Origin of the sequence: Micromonospora sp. WMMD987, from assembly GCF_029581435.1 — a bacterium.
Lineage (GTDB): Bacteria > Actinomycetota > Actinomycetes > Mycobacteriales > Micromonosporaceae > Micromonospora > Micromonospora rifamycinica.
The window spans coordinates 3697132-3715736 of the sequence record NZ_CP120861.1; the positions used below are offsets into that span (position 1 = coordinate 3697132).

General features: G+C 74.1%; 15 protein-coding genes. 7 read left to right on the plus strand and 8 right to left on the minus strand.

All coding sequences use genetic code 11. The features are described 5' to 3' along the window. Window positions 1-14: 14 nt before the first annotated feature. Window positions 15-1157, minus strand: a complete 1143-nt coding sequence (locus O7612_RS15635) for an acyl-CoA dehydrogenase family protein (protein WP_282265143.1) — start codon at window positions 1155-1157, stop codon at window positions 15-17. A gap of 193 nt (window positions 1158-1350) precedes the next feature. Between O7612_RS15635 and O7612_RS15640 the strand changes: the two genes are divergently transcribed. Beyond that, window positions 1351-2478 (plus strand): glycoside hydrolase family 5 protein, encoded by a 1128-nt coding sequence (locus O7612_RS15640; RefSeq protein WP_282265144.1) that lies wholly within the window; start codon window positions 1351-1353, stop codon window positions 2476-2478. Window positions 2479-2563: 85 nt separating this feature from the next. Here the strand turns inward: O7612_RS15640 and O7612_RS15645 are convergent, their stop codons facing one another. Further along, complete coding sequence (locus O7612_RS15645; RefSeq protein ID WP_282265145.1) at window positions 2564-3631, minus strand: DUF4037 domain-containing protein; 1068 nt, start codon at window positions 3629-3631, stop codon at window positions 2564-2566. A gap of 156 nt (window positions 3632-3787) precedes the next feature. Between O7612_RS15645 and O7612_RS15650 the strand changes: the two genes are divergently transcribed. Then, complete coding sequence (locus O7612_RS15650) at window positions 3788-4687, plus strand: 5'-3' exonuclease (RefSeq protein WP_282273932.1); 900 nt, start codon at window positions 3788-3790, stop codon at window positions 4685-4687. Between the two features lie 103 nt (window positions 4688-4790). On the opposite strand, the gene O7612_RS15655 is transcribed toward O7612_RS15650, so the two are convergent. Together O7612_RS15655 and O7612_RS15660 are read right to left on the minus strand one after the other, a co-directional pair. Then, window positions 4791-5684: an MHYT domain-containing protein gene (locus O7612_RS15655; RefSeq protein ID WP_282265146.1), complete on the minus strand. Its 894-nt coding sequence runs from the start codon at window positions 5682-5684 to the stop codon at window positions 4791-4793. 168 nt (window positions 5685-5852) lie between these two features. Further along, complete coding sequence (locus O7612_RS15660; RefSeq protein ID WP_282265147.1) at window positions 5853-8666, minus strand: DEAD/DEAH box helicase; 2814 nt, start codon at window positions 8664-8666, stop codon at window positions 5853-5855. Between the two features lie 164 nt (window positions 8667-8830). On the opposite strand from O7612_RS15660, the gene O7612_RS15665 reads away from it, so the two are divergent. Both O7612_RS15665 and O7612_RS15670 read left to right on the plus strand, forming a co-directional pair. Continuing rightward, a complete protein-coding gene (locus tag O7612_RS15665; protein ID WP_282273933.1) occupies window positions 8831-9520 on the plus strand; it encodes an HAD-IA family hydrolase in 690 nt (229 codons plus the stop codon). After that, window positions 9517-10434, plus strand: a complete 918-nt coding sequence (locus O7612_RS15670; RefSeq protein ID WP_282265148.1) for an EamA family transporter — start codon at window positions 9517-9519, stop codon at window positions 10432-10434. Before O7612_RS15665 ends, O7612_RS15670 begins: the two co-directional genes overlap by 4 nt. On the opposite strand, the gene O7612_RS15675 is transcribed toward O7612_RS15670, so the two are convergent. Both O7612_RS15675 and O7612_RS15680 read right to left on the minus strand, forming a co-directional pair. Continuing rightward, on the minus strand, window positions 10397-11323 hold the full coding sequence (locus tag O7612_RS15675) for a diacylglycerol kinase family protein (protein ID WP_282265149.1): 927 nt from the start codon (window positions 11321-11323) through the stop codon (window positions 10397-10399). The two genes, O7612_RS15670 and O7612_RS15675, sit on opposite strands and share 38 nt — an antisense overlap. A 42-nt stretch (window positions 11324-11365) precedes the next feature. Next, a complete protein-coding gene (locus tag O7612_RS15680) occupies window positions 11366-11728 on the minus strand; it encodes a MerR family transcriptional regulator (RefSeq protein WP_282265150.1) in 363 nt (120 codons plus the stop codon). A gap of 48 nt (window positions 11729-11776) precedes the next feature. Here O7612_RS15680 and O7612_RS15685 point away from each other — a divergent pair, with 48 nt between their 5' ends. Continuing rightward, window positions 11777-12469, plus strand: a complete 693-nt coding sequence (locus O7612_RS15685; protein WP_282265151.1) for an SDR family oxidoreductase — start codon at window positions 11777-11779, stop codon at window positions 12467-12469. A 129-nt stretch (window positions 12470-12598) separates the two neighbouring features. On the opposite strand, the gene O7612_RS15690 is transcribed toward O7612_RS15685, so the two are convergent. Next, a complete protein-coding gene (locus O7612_RS15690; protein ID WP_282265152.1) occupies window positions 12599-12922 on the minus strand; it encodes a TraR/DksA C4-type zinc finger protein in 324 nt (107 codons plus the stop codon). 411 nt (window positions 12923-13333) lie between these two features. Between O7612_RS15690 and O7612_RS15695 the strand changes: the two genes are divergently transcribed. Next, entirely contained in the window at window positions 13334-14992 is a 1659-nt protein-coding gene (locus tag O7612_RS15695; RefSeq protein WP_282265153.1) for an FAD-dependent oxidoreductase, read from the plus strand. Further along, window positions 14989-16425 carry an ATP-binding protein gene (locus O7612_RS15700; RefSeq protein WP_282265154.1) on the plus strand — a complete coding sequence of 479 codons (1437 nt, stop codon included), beginning with the start codon at window positions 14989-14991 and terminating at the stop codon, window positions 16423-16425. Before O7612_RS15695 ends, O7612_RS15700 begins: the two co-directional genes overlap by 4 nt. Before the next feature lie 43 nt (window positions 16426-16468). On the opposite strand, the gene O7612_RS15705 is transcribed toward O7612_RS15700, so the two are convergent. Beyond that, window positions 16469-18604, minus strand: a complete 2136-nt coding sequence (locus tag O7612_RS15705; RefSeq protein ID WP_282265155.1) for a radical SAM protein — start codon at window positions 18602-18604, stop codon at window positions 16469-16471. Window position 18605 lies beyond the last annotated feature (1 nt).

Genomic DNA, 18605 nt, shown 5'->3' on the forward strand with positions numbered 1-18605 from the left:
ACCCGTCGCCCGGATCAGCCCTTCGCCAACGCCCGGGAGATCACCAGCCGCTGGATCTGGTTGGTGCCCTCGACGATCTGGAGCACCTTGGCCTCCCGCATGTACCGCTCGACCGGATGGTCGGCGACGTAACCGGCGCCGCCGAGCACCTGCACCGCGTCGGTGGTCACCCGCATCGCCACGTCGGTGGCGAACAGCTTCGCCTTGGCCGCCTCGATCGAGTACGGCCGACCGGCGTCGCGCAGCCGGGCGGCGGCCAGCGTCAACGCGCGGGCCGCCGAGATCTGGGTGGCCGCGTCCGCCAGGAGGAAGCCGAGGCCCTGGAAGTCGATGATCGCCCGGCCGAACTGCTGTCGTTCCCGGGCGTAGCCGACGGCGTGGTCCAGCGCCGCCTGGGCCAGGCCGACCGCGCAGGCGGCGATGCCGAGCCGCCCCGAGTCCAGCGCGGACATCGCGATGGTGAACCCGGCACCCTCCCCGCCGATCAGCCGGTCCGCCGGCACCCGGACGTCGTCGAGGACGAGCTGCGCGACCGGTGAGGAGCGCAGCCCCATGGTCCGCTCCGCCGCCTGCGGCGCGATGCCGGCGGTGCCCCGGTCGGCCAACAGGCAGGAGATGCCCTTCGGCCCCGGCCCACCGGTGCGGCAGAAGAGGTTGTAGAAGTCCGCCACCCGGGCGTGGGTGATCCAGGCCTTGACCCCGGTGACCCGGTAGTCGTCGCCGTCGCGGACCGCCCTGGTGGTCAGCGACGCGGCGTCCGACCCACCCTGCGGCTCGGAGAGGCAGTACGCCCCGAGCAGTTCCCCGCCCAGCAGGTCCGGCAGCAGGGCGCGCTGCGCGTCGGTGCCGAACTGGGCCAGCGGGTGGCAGGACAGGGTGTGCACGCTGACCGCCTCGGCGACCGCGAGCCACCGGCCGGCCAGGATCTCCAGCACCTGGAGGTAGACCTCGTAGGGCTGGGCGGCCCCGCCGTGCTCCTCGGCGTACGGCAGGCCGAGGAGTCCGGCCCGGCCGAGGGTACGCAGCACCTCCCGGGGGAACTCGGCCCGTTCCTCGAAGTCGGCGGCCCTCGGCGCGAGCTCGCGGTCGGCGAGTTCGGTGGCGAGGTCGAGCAGGTCGTGGGCCTCGTCGGTGGGGAGGATCCGGTCGACAGTCATAGCGCGATGAGCTCCAGGGGTGGTGTTGAGCCGTTGCCCGCCGTCGTCGGGCACCACCCGGTCAGCTTAACGGTCGTTTGGGCCGCGGCCCACTCCGGTCGCGGCGTTCCGGCCCGTCGGTGAACCGCCGCGGCCACGGCTGCGTACCACCGGATGCCCTCCCCGGGTCCCGACGAGCCCGACGGAGTCTCCGATGCACCGACGCGCAGTACTGACCTCGGCGGGGGTGGCCCTCGCCGCGCTCGTCACCGGCTGGGCCGCCCTGGCCGTCCCCACCGCGAGCGCCGAGACCGAGCCCACAGCGCCGGCCGCCTCGGCACCGGCGGCGACCACCAGCGCCGACGGGCCGACGGCCGACGCCGGGGAGCCGACGCCGACGGCCGACGCGACCGGAGCGCCGGCCGGTTCCCCGGTGGCCGTCCACGGCCGGTTGCGGGTCTGCGGCGTGCACCTGTGCGACCAGGACGACGAACCGGTCCAGCTCCGCGGGATGAGCAGCCACGGCCTCCAGTTCTTCCCGAACTGCCTCAACCCGGACTCGCTGGCCGCGCTGCGCACCGACTGGCGGGCCGACTTCGTCCGGGTCGCCATGTACGTGCAGGAGGGCGGGTTCGAGACCGACCCGGCCGGCTTCACCCGCCGGGTCGACGAGGCGGTGGCGACCGCCAGCGCGCTCGGCCTCTACGTGGTGGTCGACTTCCACATCCTGACCCCGGGCGACCCCAACCTCAACCTGGAGCGGGCGACGTCGTTCTTCGCCGAGGTCGCCGCCCGGCACGCCGCCCGCGGCACCGTGCTCTGGGAGATCGCCAACGAGCCCAACGGGGTCGGCTGGGCCGCCATCAAGAGCTACGCCGAGCAGGTCATCCCGGTGATCCGGGCCGCCGACCCGGACGGTGTGGTGCTGGTCGGCACCCGGGGCTTCTCGTCGCTCGGCGTCTCCGAGGGCGCCGACGAGACCGAGGTGACCGACGACCCGGTCGACGCCGCCAACATCATGTACACGTTCCACTTCTACGCCGCGTCCCACCGGGACCTGCAACGGGCCACCGTGGCGCGTGCCGCGCGGAGCCTGCCGCTGTTCGTCAGCGAGTTCGGCACCCAGACCTTCACCGGCGACGGCCCGAACGACCTGGACAGCGCGACCACCTGGCTCGACCTGCTGAAGAGCCTGAAGATCGGCTACGCGATGTGGAGCTACTCCGACGGCCCGGAGAGCAACTCGGTGTTCCGGCGGGGCATCTGCGCCGGCACCGACTTCACCGGCACCGCCGTGCTGACCGAGTCGGGGGCGTTCATCCGGTCCCGGATCCGGGGCTGACCGGCTGGACCGCGTCGCCCGCCGGGCGCACCCACCCCGGTGCGCCCGGTGGGGCGGACCACCCCCGACCCGGGGCGGCAGCCGGTCAGCCGGTGACGACCGCCGAGACCCGGCGGACCCGGTCGGGACGGGTCAGCACGTCCACGCTGTCGACGTACTGGTCCACCGCGCCGACCAGGGGACGGTCCCGCAGCGCGGGGTCGACGGTCGCGGCCCGCAGCGCGGCGGCGAGTCGGGGCGCGTCGAGCACCAGGAAGGGCCGCCCGTGGAAGGGCCGGACCGTGGACTCGACCGGCTCGGCCAGGCCGGTGGCGTTGGTCCAGCCGGCGACCGTCTCCAGCGCCCGGACCAGGCCCGCCTGCCGGGCCGGCCAGTCGTCCGGCCCGAGCGCGTCCGCCAGCGCCGCCACCACCGGCGCGGCGTCCGGCAGCGCGGCGAACACGCTGCCCAGCCACTTGTCGTACGGCGGCCACCGCCGGTGCAGCAGCAGGCCGAGGCGGATCAGGTCGCGGGCCACCCGGGCGGCCACCATCCGGCTGCCCAACGCGTCCCCCACCTCCGCGCACCGCCCGACGAGATGCTCGGCCTGCCCCACCCGGGTCCACCCGGCGGCCAGCACGTGCCGCCACACGTCGTCCGGATACCAGGCCAGGGCGGCCCGGACCGCCCCGACCGCGCCATGCAGGCCGTCGTGGAAGACCGCGCCCCCGGTCAGCTCGGCCAGCCGCTGCGTCGGCACGGCGAGCCAGTCGTCGCCGGTGACGGCGACGGTGGGGTCGAAGCCCAGCCGGCCGCGCAGCCAGTCCCGCCAGACGGCCACCTCGACCCCGGTGCGGTCACCGGCGACGTCGGGCACCCCCACCCGGGCGGTCGGCCAGCCGAGGAACCGGGTGGGCCGGCCCAGGAACCACGGTGGCAGGTCGGCCAACGCCGCGCGGACCGGTGCCACCGCCGCCGGGTCGGCCACGAAGACCTGGGTCCGCGGACCCCAGTCGTGGTCGGTCGAGCGTTCGGTGTCCAGGCCCAGCAGCTCCGAACCGCCGTCGAGCAGGGCGGCGGAGTACCGCAGGCCGGGCAGGCGGTCCGCCAGCAGCGGCGCGACGACCTCGTCGTGGAAACGACGGCACAGCACCAGGCCGGGCACGAACTCCATGCCGGCAGTCTCGCCCACCGGCCGGACGGCGTCACGCCGGTTTCCCGCCCGCCGGGGCACCGGGATCGCCGACGGCCCACCCCCGGTCACCGTGCCGTCCCCGTGTCGTCGGGGGGTTGTGCCAGGCTGTCGGGCGTGGCAGACCAACTCCCGATCATGCTGATCGACGCCCCCAGCCTCTATTTCCGGGCCTACTTCGGTGTCCCCGAGTCGGCCGCGAGGACCGAGGACGGTCAGCCGGTCAACGCCGTGCGCGGCTTCCTCGACATGCTCGCCCAGCTCGTCCGCACCCGCCGGCCCGATCGGATGGTCTGCGCGCTCGACCACGACTGGCGGCCCGCCTGGCGGGTGGAGCTGCTGCCGTCGTACAAGGCGCACCGGGTCGCGCCGGCCGGCGGTGAGGAGGTGCCGGACACCCTCTCCCCGCAGGTTCCGGTGATCCTCGACGTGCTGGCCGCGATCGGCGTCACCGCCGTCGGCGCCACCGGCTACGAAGCCGACGACGTGCTGGGCACCCTGTCGGTCACCCAGCCCGGACCGGTGGAGGTGGTCTCCGGCGACCGGGACCTCTTCCAGCTCGTCGACGACGCCCGGGGGGTGCGGTTGCTCTACGTCGGCCGCGGGGTGGCCAAGCTCGACGACTGCGACGACGCGGCGGTCCGCGCCCGCTACGGCGTTCCCGCCGACCGGTACGCCGACTTCGCCGCCCTGCGCGGCGACCCGAGTGACGGGCTGCCCGGGGTGCCCGGGGTGGGCGAGAAGACCGCGGCCCGGCTGATCGACCGCTACGGTGACCTGCCCGGCATCCTCACCGCGCTCGACGACCCCGGCTCCGGGTTCGCCCCGGGGCTACGGGCCAAGCTCGACGGTGCCCGGGACTACCTGGCGGTGGCCCCGAAGGTGGTCCGGGTCGCCACCGACGTGCCGCTGCCGGCGCTGTCCACCGCGCTGCCCACCGCGCCCGCCGACCCCGACCGGCTCCTCGAACTGGCGCGACGGTGGAACCTGGCCGGATCGTGCCGCCGGCTGGTCGACGCGCTCGCCCGGCAGCCGTGACGGCTCGCCGGCCGGGCGACGCGCCCGCCCCGGCACACGGGCGGACGGGGCGGTCCGCCGCCGGCCACCGGGGGCGCGACCGGCCGGGCGAAGCCGGTGGCCGTCAGCGCCGCGGCGGGGGCGGGGCGTCCCGTCGGGACGGGAACGCGGTGCCCGGCCGACCCAGCGTGGCCGACCGGCTGCGCAGGCCCACCGGGTCCGGAGCGGCCTCCGGCTCGACCACCGGCGCGTCAACCTGCCGGGCCTGCAGGTACGCGGCGGCGGCCCGGTCGTCATCGGTGGGGGCGGCGAGCAACGCGTAGACCAGCCCGACCACCACGAGGATCACCGCGAGGACGATCGGCACCAGCAGCGTGCTCACCCCCGCTCCGGTCAGCTCGCCGCGCCGCTCGTGCAGGTGCACCGACAGGGCGCTCATCCCGGTGAAGTGCATGCCGTTGACGGCGATCCCCATGACCAGGGCCGAGCCGGCGATCGCCAGCCCCCGGCGGACGGTCATCGCCAGCCACAACGCCACGGTGGCCGCCACGACGGCGATCGCCACCGACAGCCCCACCCGCGTCCCGTCGTAGGACAGGTCCCCGTTGAGCCGCATCGCGGCCATCCCGGTGTAGTGCATGGCGGCGACGCCGATGCCGGTGAACAGGCCACCCCCGAGGACCTTCACCGCGCTGAGCCGGCCGGTGCCGACGATGGCCAGGCCGATCCCGACCGCGCTGACGGCGATCACCGTACTGGCGGCGGTGAGCGGCACGTCGTACCGGATCCGGGTGCCGGCGACCGCGAACCCGAGCATGGCCATGAAGTGCATGGCCCAGATCGCGGTGCCACCGATCGCCCAGGCGGCCAGCAGCCCCCACCAGAAGCGCTGGCCGGAACCGGTGGCGGTGCGGATCCGCCCGGCGCAGACCAGCCCGAGGAACGAACCGAGCACGGACAGCGCGTAACTCAGCGCCGGTGTTATCCACCCGTACTCAAAGTGATTGATCTCCGCCACGGCGGCCTTCCCCCCACTCGTTACCGGCGCGTAGGAGACCGCGCCCGAGCAATGATCGGGGAGCCTGTCAGCAGGCGCAACAGCACCCCCCGGGTTATCCGGGGGGTGCTGTTGCGGTGACCGTCCGATGCGTCGATTCCGCCGGCCGACGGTGACCGAAAGTGATGATCAGGCCGAGGCGTAGTGAGCCAGCACACCCCGGTTGACGGCGGCGATCGCCTGCCGCGCGGTGGCCCGCAGCTCGGTCGACGCGCCACCGGAATCGGCCAGCTGACCGAGCAGGTCGGCCACCTGGCGGGCCCAGCGGACGAAGTCCCCGGCGGGCATCTCACCCTCGATCTGGTGGCCGCTGGCCAGGACCTTGGCCAGGGTCTCCCCCCGCGCCCACCGGTAGATCGGCCAGGCGAAGCCGAAGTCCGGCTCCCGGGTCGCGGTCAGGCCCCGCTGCGCCTCGTCGGCCTCGATCTCGCTCCACAGCTTGAGCGTCTCGTCGACGGCGTCGGCGACCGGGCCGCGCGGCAGCGACGCCCGCTCGTCGGCGTCCCGGCGGGCCTCGAAGACCACCACCGAGACGGCCGCGGCCAACTCCGACGGGGACAACCCGTCCCAGACGCCCCGCCGCAGGCACTCCGCGACCAGCAGGTCCGCCTCGGTCCAGATCCGACCGAGCATCCGGCCGGCGTCGGTGACCCCGCCGTCGGCCGACAGGTAACCCCGGGCGGTCAACAGCGCGACGATCCGGTCGAAGGTGCGGGCCAGCGAGCCGGTACGCCCGGAGACCCGCTGCCGCAGTTCCTCGGTGTCCCGCTCCAACCGGCGTCGCCGCTCCGCCCAGCGGGCGTGCTCCTCCCGTTCCGGGCAGGCGTGGCAGGGGTGCCGCCGCAGCTCGGTGCGGAGCTGGCTGAGCCGGTGGTCCTCGCCGGTGGCCTGCCGGGACCGCCCGCCCCGCCGCCCACCGTGCCGGTCCAGCCCGATGCCGCTGACCTCGGCGGCCAGGTCCCGCCGGGCGGCCGGTGAACGGTGGTTGAAGTGCTTCGGCACCCGGATCCGGGCGAGCACCTCGGCCGGGGTGGTGAAGTCGCCGGGGCTGACCCGGCCCGCCCACCGGTCCTGGGTGAGCACCAGCGGCCGGGGCTCACCGAACCCCCCGGTGGCCGGGTCGAGGACGACCGCGAGACCGGCCCGCCGCCCCGAGGGCACCCGGATCACGTCGCCGACCCGCAGCCGTTCCAACGCGGCCACCGCGGCCGCCCTGCGCTGGGTCTGCCCCTGCCGGGCGATGGCCCGCTCCCGGTCGGCGATGGCCACCCGCAACGCGAAGTACTCGTCGAAGTCCCCCTGGTGGCAGGCCGCCTCGGCGCCGTACGCGTCGATGGTCTCGGTGTTGCGCTGCACCTGCCTAGCCAGCCCCACCACCGACCGGTCCGCCTGGAACTGGGCGAACGACGACTCCAGCAGGGCGCGGGCCGGTTCGGCCCCGACGCTGCCGACCAGGTTGACCGCCATGTTGTACGACGGCCGGAAGCTCGACCGCAGCGGATAGGTGCGGGTCGACGCCAGCCCGGCCACCTGCCGGGGGTCGGTCTCCGGCGACCAGACCACCACCGCGTGCCCCTCGACGTCGATGCCCCGTCGGCCGGCCCGCCCGGTGAGCTGGGTGTACTCCCCCGGGGTGAGGTCGACGTGCGCCTCACCGTTGAACTTCACCAACCGCTCCAGCACCACGCACCGGGCCGGCATGTTGATGCCCAGCGCCAGCGTCTCGGTGGCGAAGACCGCCTTGACCAGGCCCCGGACGAACAGCTCCTCGACGACCTCCTTGAACACCGGCAGCATCCCGGCGTGGTGGGCGGCCAGGCCGCGTTCCAACCCGTCGAGCCACTCCCAGTAGCCCAGGACGGTCAGGTCCTCGCCGGGGATCGCGGTGACCCTGGACTCCACCACCCGGCGGATCTCGGCCCGCTCGTCCGCCGAGGTCAGCCGCAGGCCGGCGGCGAGGCACTGCTGCACGGCGGCGGCGCAGCCGGCCCGGCTGAAGATGAACAGGATCGCCGGGAGCAGCCCCTCCCGGTCCAGCCGGTCGACGATGTCGGGGCGCAACGGCCCGCGCCACCGCGGACCCCGCCGGCCGCCGCCGGGACCGGCGCTGCGCCCCTCCCCCAGCTCCAGCCGGCGGACCTGCTCCCGGGTGTAGCGCAGCAGCTCGGGGTGCACGTCGTGCTTGCGGGCCGCGTCGGCGTCGTGGAACAGGTCGAACATCCGCCGGCCGACCAGCATGTGCTGCCACAGCGGGACCGGGCGGTGTTCGCTGACCACCACCGCCGTCTCGCCGCGCACGGTGACCAGCCAGTCGGCGAACTCCTCGGCGTTGGAGACCGTCGCGGACAGCGAGACCAGGGTGACCGACGAGGGCAGGTGGATGATCACCTCTTCCCAGACCCCGCCCCGGAACCGGTCGGCGAGGTAGTGCACCTCGTCCATCACCACGTAGGCCAGCCCGGCCAGCGTCGCCGAACCGGCGTAGAGCATGTTGCGCAGCACCTCGGTGGTCATCACCACCACCGGGGCGTCCCCGTTGATCGCGTTGTCACCGGTGAGCAGGCCGACCTGCGCGGCACCGTACCGCTGCACCAGGTCGTGGTACTTCTGGTTGGACAGCGCCTTGATCGGTGTGGTGTAGAAGCACTTGCGTCGGACCGGCGGGGTCGACGGCCCGTCGGCCGCCGGGGTGGGCGTGGCGGGCGTGGCGGGCGTGCCCCGCAGCGCCAGGTGCACGGCGAACTCGCCGACCACCGTCTTGCCCGCCCCGGTCGGGGCGCAGACCAGCACCCCGCTGCCCCGCTCCAGGGACTCGCACGCCTCCCGCTGGAAGTCGTCGAGATCGAAACCCAGGTCGAGCGCGAACTCTTCCAGGGCCGGGAACTGGGCGGCCTGGGCGGCCCGACGGCGTGCCGCGGCGTACCGCTCGGCTGGGCTCGACATGTCAGCAAGATTAATCGGTACCACCGACGGTCCACCCGTCAAGGCCGTCCGGCGCGGGCGTCGGGGCGGGTCGGTAGGGTGCACGAGTGCCGGATCACGCCGAACCGCGCGACGCCTCCCACGACGTCGTGAACGCCACCCGAGCGGGCGCCTCCCGCCGCCCCGTGGAGGCGGTGCTCTTCGACTTCCACGGCACCCTCGCCCAGGTCGAGCAGGCCCACGACTGGGTGACGGCCGCGGCGGCCTCCTGCGGGGTGACCCTGGAACGGATGCGCGCCACCGCGCTGGCCGACCGGCTGCTCACCGCCGGGCGGGCCGGTGGTCCCCTGCCGGCCCGGGTACCGCCCGGCCTGGCCGAGCTCTGGGCCGACCGGGATCTCTACGAGCACGCCCACCGGGCCGCCTACACCGGGCTGGCCGAGACGGTGGACGCCGGGATCGACGGCTTCGCCGAGGCGCTCTACGAACGGGTGCTGGTGCCCGACGGCTGGGTTCCCTACCCGGACACCGGGCCGGTACTGACCGCCCTGCGGGACGCCGGGATCAAGGTGGCCGTGGTGAGCAACATCGGCTTCGACCTCCGCGGGCACTTCGCGGCCTGGGGGCTGGACGGGCTGGTCGACGCGTACGCGCTGTCGTACGAGGTGGGCCGGTGCAAGCCCGACCCGGGCATCTTCCTGCGGGCCTGCGGCATGCTCCGGGTGGACCCGGAGCGGACCCTGATGGTCGGCGACACCCCCGCCGACGCGGGCGCGGTCGCCGCCGGCTGCGGTGTGCTGGTGCTGCCGGCCGCCGGTCCGGGACGCCCCAGCGGCCTCGGCGCCGTGCTCGACCTGGCCCTGCCCGCCCCGTGATCGACCGGTCCGGGCGGACGGCGTCGGTCGGGCTGGTGCTGGGTGGGGCACTGTCGGTGCACTTCGGCTCGGCCGTCGCCGCGTTGCTCTTCCCCCGGGTCGGGGTACCCGGCACGGTAGCCCTGCGGCTGGCCATCGGGGCGGTGCTGATGCTCCTGGTGTGCCGGCCCCGGCTGCGCGGGCACGACCGGGCGGACTGGCTCGCCGTCGGCGCGTTCGGGCTGGCGCTGGCCGGGATGAACTCGGTCTTCTACCAGGCCATCGAACGGATTCCGCTCGGCCCGGCGGTGACCCTGGAGGTGCTCGGGCCGCTCACCCTGTCGGTGCTGACCGCCCGCCGGTGGACCGCCTGGTGCTGGGCCGGGCTGGCGCTGGCCGGGGTCGCCCTGCTGGGCCAGGGGGGATTCGACCGGCTGCACCCGGTCGGCGCGGGCCTGGCGCTCGGCGCGGGCGCGCTGTGGGCGGCGTACATCGTCTGCTCCGCGCGGGTCGGCGGCCGCTTCCCCCGCGCCGACGGGCTCGCCCTGGCCCTCGCCCTGGCCGCCGTGCTCACCCTGCCGTTCGGGCTGGCCGACGCGGGGGCGCGGCTGTGGCAGCCGGGGGCGCTGGCGCTCGGGGCCGGGCTGGCGCTGCTCGCCTCGGTGCTGCCGTACACCCTGGAGCTGCTGGCCCTGCGTCGGCTGGCCACCGCGACCTTCGCGGTGTTGATGAGCCTGGGGCCGGCGCTCGCCGCGCTCGCCGGCTGGCTGATCCTCGGTCAGGACCTGCACCCGGTCGAGGTGCTGGCGATCGGCCTGGTGGTCGTCGCCAGCATCGGTGCGGTCCGGGCCGCCGTCCCCCGCGCCGGTGGACCGACGCCGCGGCCGGGTGCGCCGCTCATCGCAGCAGACGCACCGCCCGGGGCACCGCGCTGATCCGCACCGGCAGGTCGAGGCAGCGCTCGCCGTCGGCGTAGGTGGTGATGCCCTCGGCCGCCAACTCCACCGTGCCGGCCCGGTAGCTGCGCACCAACGGATGCGCCACGTGGGTGCCGGCGTAGATGCGCGGTTTGACCCTGATCAGGGTGCGTCGGTCGAAACGGCCGCCGACCACCACGTCCAGCAACCCGTCGGTGGGGTCGGCGGCCGGGCAGACCCGCATCCCACCGCCGTAACTGGCGCAGTTGCCCACCGCGACCAGCACCCCGTCGAACCGGTGTTCCACCCCGTCGAGGCGCAGCGTGTACCGGCGCGGCCGCAACCGGGCCAGCTCGACGAGGATGGCCAGGTCGTACCGGCGGGGTCCGCGGGGCCAGCGCATCCGGTTGGCGCGCTCGTTGACGATCGCGTCGAAGCCGGCGGCGAGGACCGCCCCGTACCAGCGTTCGCCACCGCTGCCGGCGGACATCCGGGCCAGGTCGACCGGGTGGGTGCGGCCGTCGCGCAGCGCGGTGACGATCAGCGCGACGGCGGCGAGCGGGTCGGCCGGGAACCCGGTGGCGGCGGCGAAGTCGTTGCCGGTGCCGGCCGGTACCGGGCCGAACGGCACCGCGGTACCGGCGACCGCCTGGAGGGCGCGGTGGACCGTGCCGTCGCCACCGACGGTGACCAGGGCGGACGCCCCGGCGGCGACCGCCGCGCGGCAGGCCTGCTCCGCACCGGTCGGGGTGTCCGCGGCGAGCAGTTCCACCGGACGTCCGGCGGCGGCGAGGCCGTCGAGGATCCGGGGCAGCAGCCCCCGGTGCCGGCCCCGGCCGGCGGTCGGGTTGGCGAGCACGGCGACCGGGCCGGCCGCCGGGTGATCGTCTGGGGTCACGGCGAGCACCGTACCGGGCGTACGGCGGCGTGTCCGGCCGGTCGTGACCGGCTAGCCGTGGCCGCAGCCGGGGACGGGGCTGTTGCTGTGGGCGATCACCTCGTCGAGTCGCTCGCGGGTCCGGATAAGTGCGGCGATCTGTGCGTCGACCCGGTCCCGCTCGGCGGCCAGCAGCGCCCGCGACTCGGGCGTGGCGACCCCCGCGTCGACGCAGGGCAGCAGTTGGACGATGGTGGTGCTGGTCAGGCCGGCCGCGTAGAGGTTCTGGATCAGGCGGACCCGGTCGGCTGCCTGGTCGGTGTAGAGCCGCTGCCCGTGTGGGCTGCGGGTCGACGCCAGTAGGCCCTGCTCCTCGTAGTAGCGCAGGGCCCGGACACTGACTCCGGCCTGCGCGGCCAGCTCACCGATACGCACGTCACTTCCCTTGCCTCTGACGTCAACGTCAGGTTCTAGCGTAGCCGCATGCAGATCAACGGAGCAGTCGCCCTGGTCACCGGGGCCAATCGCGGTATCGGCCGCGAATTCGCGAGCCAGCTGCTGGAGCGTGGCGCCCGGGTGTACGCCACCGCCCGACGCCCGGAGCTGGTCGACCTGCCGGGTGCCACGGTGCTGGCACTCGACATCACCGACCCCACCTCGGTGGCGGCCGCCGCAGCGGCCGCCCCGGACGTGAACCTTCTGATCAACAATGCTGGCGTGACCACCGCCACCGACCTCGTCGGCGGGGACCTCGCCGAGGTCCGGCGCGAGCTGGACACGCACTTCTGGGGCACGCTGTCGGTGATCCGCGCGTTCGCCGGGCAGCTCGGCGACGGGGCGATCCTCAACGTGCTCTCGGCCCTGTCGTGGTTCGCGCACCCGGGCAGCGGCGCCTACTCGGTGGCCAAGGCGGCCGAGTGGAGCCTGACCAACAGCGTACGGCTCGAGCTGGCCGCGCAGCGGACCCTGGTGACCGGCCTGCACATGGGCGCGGTCGACACCGACATGATGGCCGGCTACGACATTCCCAAGCTCGACCCGGCCGACCTGGTGCGGCAGGCGCTCGACGCGATCGAGGCGGACCGGATCGAGGTGCTGGCCGATGGCACCGCCGTCGCGGTGAAGGCGTCCCTGGCCGGCGACCCGGGTGACTTCTACTTCCCGGCCCGGCGCTAGACCGGATGGCGGGTTCCGCCTCGCGTTGTGGCACACCCGCCGGTGGACCGGCCATGTTCCGGCCGGTCCACCGGCGGTGCGGCGCACCACCCGTAGAGCATCCTAGGTTGCTAGGCGACGACGTGGCGCTCAGCCCCGGGTCCGCTGCTGGCAGGGCACGCAGAAGCGGGCCTGGGGCAGCACCTCCAGCCGCTCGGCCGGGATCGCCACCTGGCAGCGCTCGCAGCGGCCGTAGCTGCCCTCGGCGAGCCGCCGCAGCGCACCGGCCAGGTGGTCGAGGCTCTGCCGGGTGGCCGCGAGCAGCGCCGCCCGGGTGTGCGCCTCGGCCGGGTCGCCGGTGTCGGCGGTCAGCTCGGTCAACCGGGCGGTCTGCACCGCGAACTGGTCGGTGAGGGTCTGGCGGAGCATGGTCAGCCGGTGCTGTTCGGCCTGGTCGTGCAGTTCGGTGGTCATGGCGGGTCCTTTCGGGTGCGGCATCCGCGGGACGGATGCGCTCGGGCGACGACGGGGCAGTGGCAGGAGAACCCCGGGAAACAGAAAAAGGGCCGAAGCCCGATGGCTTCGCCCTGTGTGGCCGTACCGGAGAATGAGCGTCTCCGGTGGGCCACGGCCGGCGGGGATCGGGCTCGGCCGCCCCGGGGCGGGCACCACGACGGGCCGCGCGGCACCGGGCAGCACCGACCGGCACCGGCCGACCACGACCACCGCCACCGGAGAACCGGTGGCGGTCGGCGGCAGCGGTCGGACGGCCGGGGACATGCGGCCACCATAGGCCGTGCCCCGGGGAAAACCAACGGACAATGCGCCCCACCGCCCCTCGGCGGCCCGGACGGCCGCCCGGGACGCTGTGCTTACATGGGCACCATGGCACAGCCGGTGATCCTCACCATCGACGACGACCCCGCCGTCTCCCGGGCGGTGGCCCGGGACATCCGCCGCCGGTACGGCGACCGGTACCGGGTGGTCCGGGCCGACTCCGGCCCCGGCGGCCTGGCGGCGCTGCGGGAGATCAAACTGCGCGGCGAACGGGTGGCGGTGCTGCTGGCCGACTACCGGATGCCCGAGATGAACGGCATCCAGTTCCTGGAGGCCGCGATGGACCTCTTCCCCGCCGCCCGCCGGGTGCTGTTGACCGCCTACGCCGACACCGAGGCGGCGATCGACGCGATCAACGTGGTCGACCTCGACCACTACCTGCTCAAGCCGTGGCACCCGCCCGAGGAGAAGCTCTACCCGGTGGTGGACACCCTGCTCGAGGCCTGGGCGGCCAGCCCCGACCCGACCAGCGACGAGATCCGGGTGGTCGGGCACCGCTGGTCCGCGCCGTCGTTCGCGGTCCGGGACTTCCTCGCCCGCAACCTGGTGCCGTACCGCTGGCTGCTCACCGACGACCCGGAGGGCGGCCGGCTGCTCGCCGCCGCCGGGGCCGACGCCACCGACGTGCCGCTGGTGGTCACCCCGGACGGCAAGGCGCTGGTGGCCCCCACCGAGACGGAACTGGCCGCGGTGGCCGGGCTCACCGTCGCGCCGTCCGCCGACTTCTACGACCTGGTGGTGGTCGGCGGCGGGCCGGCCGGGCTCGGCGCGGCCGTGTACGGGGCCTCCGAAGGGCTGCGCACCGTGCTGGTGGAGCGGCAGGCCACCGGCGGCCAGGCCGGGCAGAGCAGCCGGATCGAGAACTACCTCGGCTTCCCCGACGGGGTGTCCGGCGCCCAGCTCACCGACCGCGCCCGCCGGCAGGCGCTCAAGTTCGGCGCGGAACTGCTCAGCACCCGCGAGGTGGTGGGGCTGGAGAGCGCCGGGACGGCCCGGCTGCTGCACTTCGGTGACGGCAGCACCATCGCCGCGCACACGGTGGTGCTGGCCACCGGGGTGTCCTACCGGGTGCTCGACGCGCCGGGCCTGGCCGACCTGACCGGTCGGGGGGTGTTCTACGGCGCGGCCGCGACCGAGGCGCCGAGCTGCGTCGACCAGGACGTCTGGATCGTCGGCGGGGCCAACTCCGCCGGTCAGGCCGCGGTGCACTTCTCCCGGTACGCCAGCCGGGTGCACCTGCTCATCCGGGGCGCCGACCTGACCGCGTCGATGTCGTCGTACCTGATCCAGCAGCTCGACCGCAACGACCGGATCGTGGTGCACCCGCACACCGAGGTGGTCGGCGGCGAGGGTGACGGGCACCTGGAACGGCTGCGGCTGCGCGACTCCCGTACCGGCGAGGTCCGCGACGTGGACGCCTCCTGGCTGTTCATCTTCATCGGCGCGGCACCGCGTACCGACTGGCTGGACGGGGTGCTGGCCCGCGACGAGCGGGGCTTCATCGTCGCCGGCCCCGACCTGACCGCGGGCGGCCGGCGGCCGCCCGGGTGGACCCTGGCCCGTGACCCGTACCACCTGGAGTCGAGCCTGCCGGGGGTGTTCGCCGCCGGTGACGTGCGGGCCTCGTCGGTCAAGCGGGTCGCCTCGGCGGTCGGTGAGGGCGCGATGGCCGTCTCGCTGGTACACCGCTACCTGGAGGCACAGTGACCGACGCCGACGAACGACTCACCCCGGACCAGCTCCGCGAACTGTTCCTGTTCGCCGCCCTCGACCCGGCGCAGCTCGACTGGCTGGCCGAGCACGGTCGGGTCGAGCAGCGGGCCGCCGGCACCGTGGTCTACGCCGAGGGCGAGGAGGCGACCTGCTTCTTCACCCTGCTGTCCGGCACGGTGTCGATGAGCCGGCGGGTGCGCGGCGACGACCTGGAGATCACCCGCACCGACCAGCGCGGGGTGTACGGCGGGGCCACCCAGGCGTACCTGGGCGGGCAGGCCGACCAGGTGTACCTGAACACCCTGCGGGCGGTCACCGACGCCGCGTTCCTGGTGCTGCCCGCCGAGACGTTCGCCCACGCGGTGCGGACCTGGTTCCCGATGGCCATGCACCTGCTGGAGGGGCTGTTCGTCGGGATGCGCGACACCCAGACCATCGTCGGCGAGCGGGAGCGCCTGCTCGCCCTGGGGTCGCTGTCCGCCGGTCTGACCCACGAGCTGAACAACCCGGCCGGCGCGGCGGTACGGGCCACCTCCGCGCTGCGCGACCGGGTCGCCGGGATGCGGCACAAGCTGGCGATGATCGCCGACGGCCGGCTCGACGGCAGCCGGCTGCACACCCTGGTGGAGTTGCAGGAGGAGGCGGTGAAGCGGGCCGCCCGCGCGCCGCAGCTGTCCGCGATGGCCGCCAGCGACGCCGAGGACGAACTGGCCGACTGGCTGGACGACCAGCGGGTCACCGCCGGCTGGGACCTGGCGCCGACGCTGGTCGCCGCCGGGCTGGACGTCGCCTGGCTGGAGCAGGTCCGCGAGGTGGTCGGCCCGCAGGACCTGGAGTCGGCGGTGCGGTGGCTGTCGTACACCCTGGACACCGAGCAGCTGATGGCCGAGATCGACGACGCGGTGACCCGGATCTCCACCCTGGTCGGCGCGGCCAAGCAGTACTCGCAACTGGACCGCGCCCCGCACCAGGTGGTCGACGTGCACGACCTGCTCGACGCCACGCTGGTGATGTTCAAGGCCAAGGTCCCGGCGGGGGTGCGGGTGGTCCGGGAGTACGACCGCGGCCTGCCGCCCCTCCCGGCGTACGCGGCCGAGCTGAACCAGGTGTGGACGAACCTGATCGACAACGCGCTGTCGGCGATGGGGGCGACCGGCACCCTGACGCTGCGCACCTCGCGGGCCGGCGACCTGCTCGCGGTCGAGGTCGCCGACACCGGACCGGGCATTCCCGAGGCGGTCCGGCCGCGCATCTTCGAACCGTTCTTCACCACCAAGGCGGTCGGCGAGGGCACCGGGCTGGGGCTGGACATCTCGTACCGGATCGTGGTCAACAAGCACCACGGCGACATCCGGGTGGACAGCGTCCCGGGGGCGACCGTGTTCCGGGTGCTGCTGCCGTTCACCGCGCCGCCCCGGACCGCCTGACCGGCCGCCCCGCGCGGCGTGGCCGGTCAGGCCGGTCGGGCGGTCAGCCGGTGGCCGGGACGGTCCCCGGCAGGGCGTGCCGGCGCAGCAGCCGCTGACCGATGAAGGTGCGCCACACCCGGTCGGCGACCGTCGGTTCGACCACCCAGAGCCGGTGCTGCGCCTCGGCCAGGGTGAGCGGGGCGGTGAACAGGTCCAGGAAGAGCCGGCTGCTGCGGTTGAGCGCGAAGACCTGCCCGTCGGCCCGGCGGAACAGGTGCCGGTCGACCGGCAGCAGCGCGCCGGGGGTGCCCTCCTGCTCCTCCGCCCGCATCCTGCGGTACGCCTCCCAGGCCTGCTCGTCGGCGCGGTCGACGAAGACGCCGTTGGCGACGAACTCGGTGCGGTCGTCGTCGTGCTGGCGGACCCGGTCGTGGGCGAGCACGCCGCGCACGTCGGTGCCGTACCGGTCGTGGTAGAAGAACGAGTGCGGGGTGTCGGTGCTGCCCAGCCAGGGCCGGTGGTAATGACCGGGGTTCAGCGTGGACTTCGCCCGCATCACCTCGTCGTGCGCGGCCTCGGTGACCGGCTCGTCGTAGCGCAGCACCCGGACGATGTCGGACCCCTCCACCGGGCGGACGTTGCTGATGCCGAAGCGCTCGGGCTCCTTGGCGACGATCGCGCCCGGGGTGAGCATGAAGTCGCCGAGTCCGCCGAGGGTCCACAGGTCGGGGTTGTCGCGCAGGAAGCCGATGCTGTCCAGGGCCTCCTCCCGGGTCTCGGTGGGGAACCCGGTGAAGCCCATCATCTGCACCCCGATGTTGGCCTTGGTCATCGCGGTCATCGTCCGGCGGACCTGCTCCGGGCGGGTGCCCTTGTCGATCAGGTCGAGGATGCGCTGGTTGCCCGACTCGAAACCGACCGAGACGGCCACGCAGCCACTGCGCCGCAGCAGCTCGCACCGCTCCTCCGACCAGTACTTCTCCAGCCGGATCTCGGCCCCCCAGCGGAAGTCGAGCCCCCGCTCGACGACCTTCTCGGCGAAGCGCAGGATCGTCGCGGGGGCCAGCACGTCCACCGAGAAGTAGATGAACTTGGCGAACTTCGCCAGCTCCGTCACGTCGGCGATCATGGTGTCGGCGGTGTCCTGCCGCCAGGGGCTGGTCGGACCGTCGGTGTTCAGGCCGTAGTCGCAGAAGGTGCACTTGTTCCAGTAGCAGCCCCGGGTGGGCGAGTAGTAGACGAACTTCTCCGGGCTCAGGTAGAGGTCCCAGGGCAGGCCGGAGAAGTCCGGCACCGGGATGGTGCCGAGCCGCTCGTAGCGCAGCGGGAGCTGCCGCTGCCGACCGTACTTCGGGTGCAGCCGCACGTTGGGGTGCCCGGCCGGCAGGGTGCCGGTGGCCACCGCGTCGAGGATCTCGGTGTAGGCGCTCTCCCCCTCGCCGACGACGATCGCGTCGAAGTCGCCGAGCACCTGGAAGACCTGCTCGGGACGGCTGGCGCACTTCCACACGTCGGAGATCTCGGTGCCGCCGGTGATCACGAACGCGTCCGGGCAGGCCTGTCGGATCAGCCGGGCCAGCCAGAGGGTGAACGGGAGCTGCCACTGGTAGGTGGCGCTGATGCCGATCACGTCGTACCCGCCCGCGGCCAGTCGCGGGATCAGCACGTCCTCGTAGTACGGCTGGAAGGGCTTGTTGAGCCGGGCCAGCGTCGCCTCGTCGGTGAGCGCGGCCACCGAGCCGATGGAGACCGCCGGCGGCGCCTGCAACCGGAACCCGGCCCGGAACTGCCCCGGGAAACCGACCGCGCCGAGGGCGTCCATCCAGGAGATGACGCCCTCGACCGCCTCCTGGTAGTGCCGGTAGTCGTAGAACAGCACCGGATCCTGGAGCACCCCGATCGACCGGCGCAGCCGCTGCGGGTCCGGCTCGGGCAGGCCCAACCGGTTGGCCCGGGCCATCAACGCGTCCGGTCCGGTCAGGTCGGTCACCGGCGGCCGGGCCAGCTCCCGGCGCAGCCACTCGTACGCCGAGGGGGTGTAGGAGTGGTGGAACGCCTCGATGTTAGCGTCGATGATGTCCGCCGCCCGGTGCCCCTGGGCGCGGGCGTAGGAATCGAGGTAGTTCAGCGAGTGGTACCCCGAGGTGGGGTCGGTCAGCGGGGGATAGATCAGCGCCGTCTTCACCGTGCCGCCCATC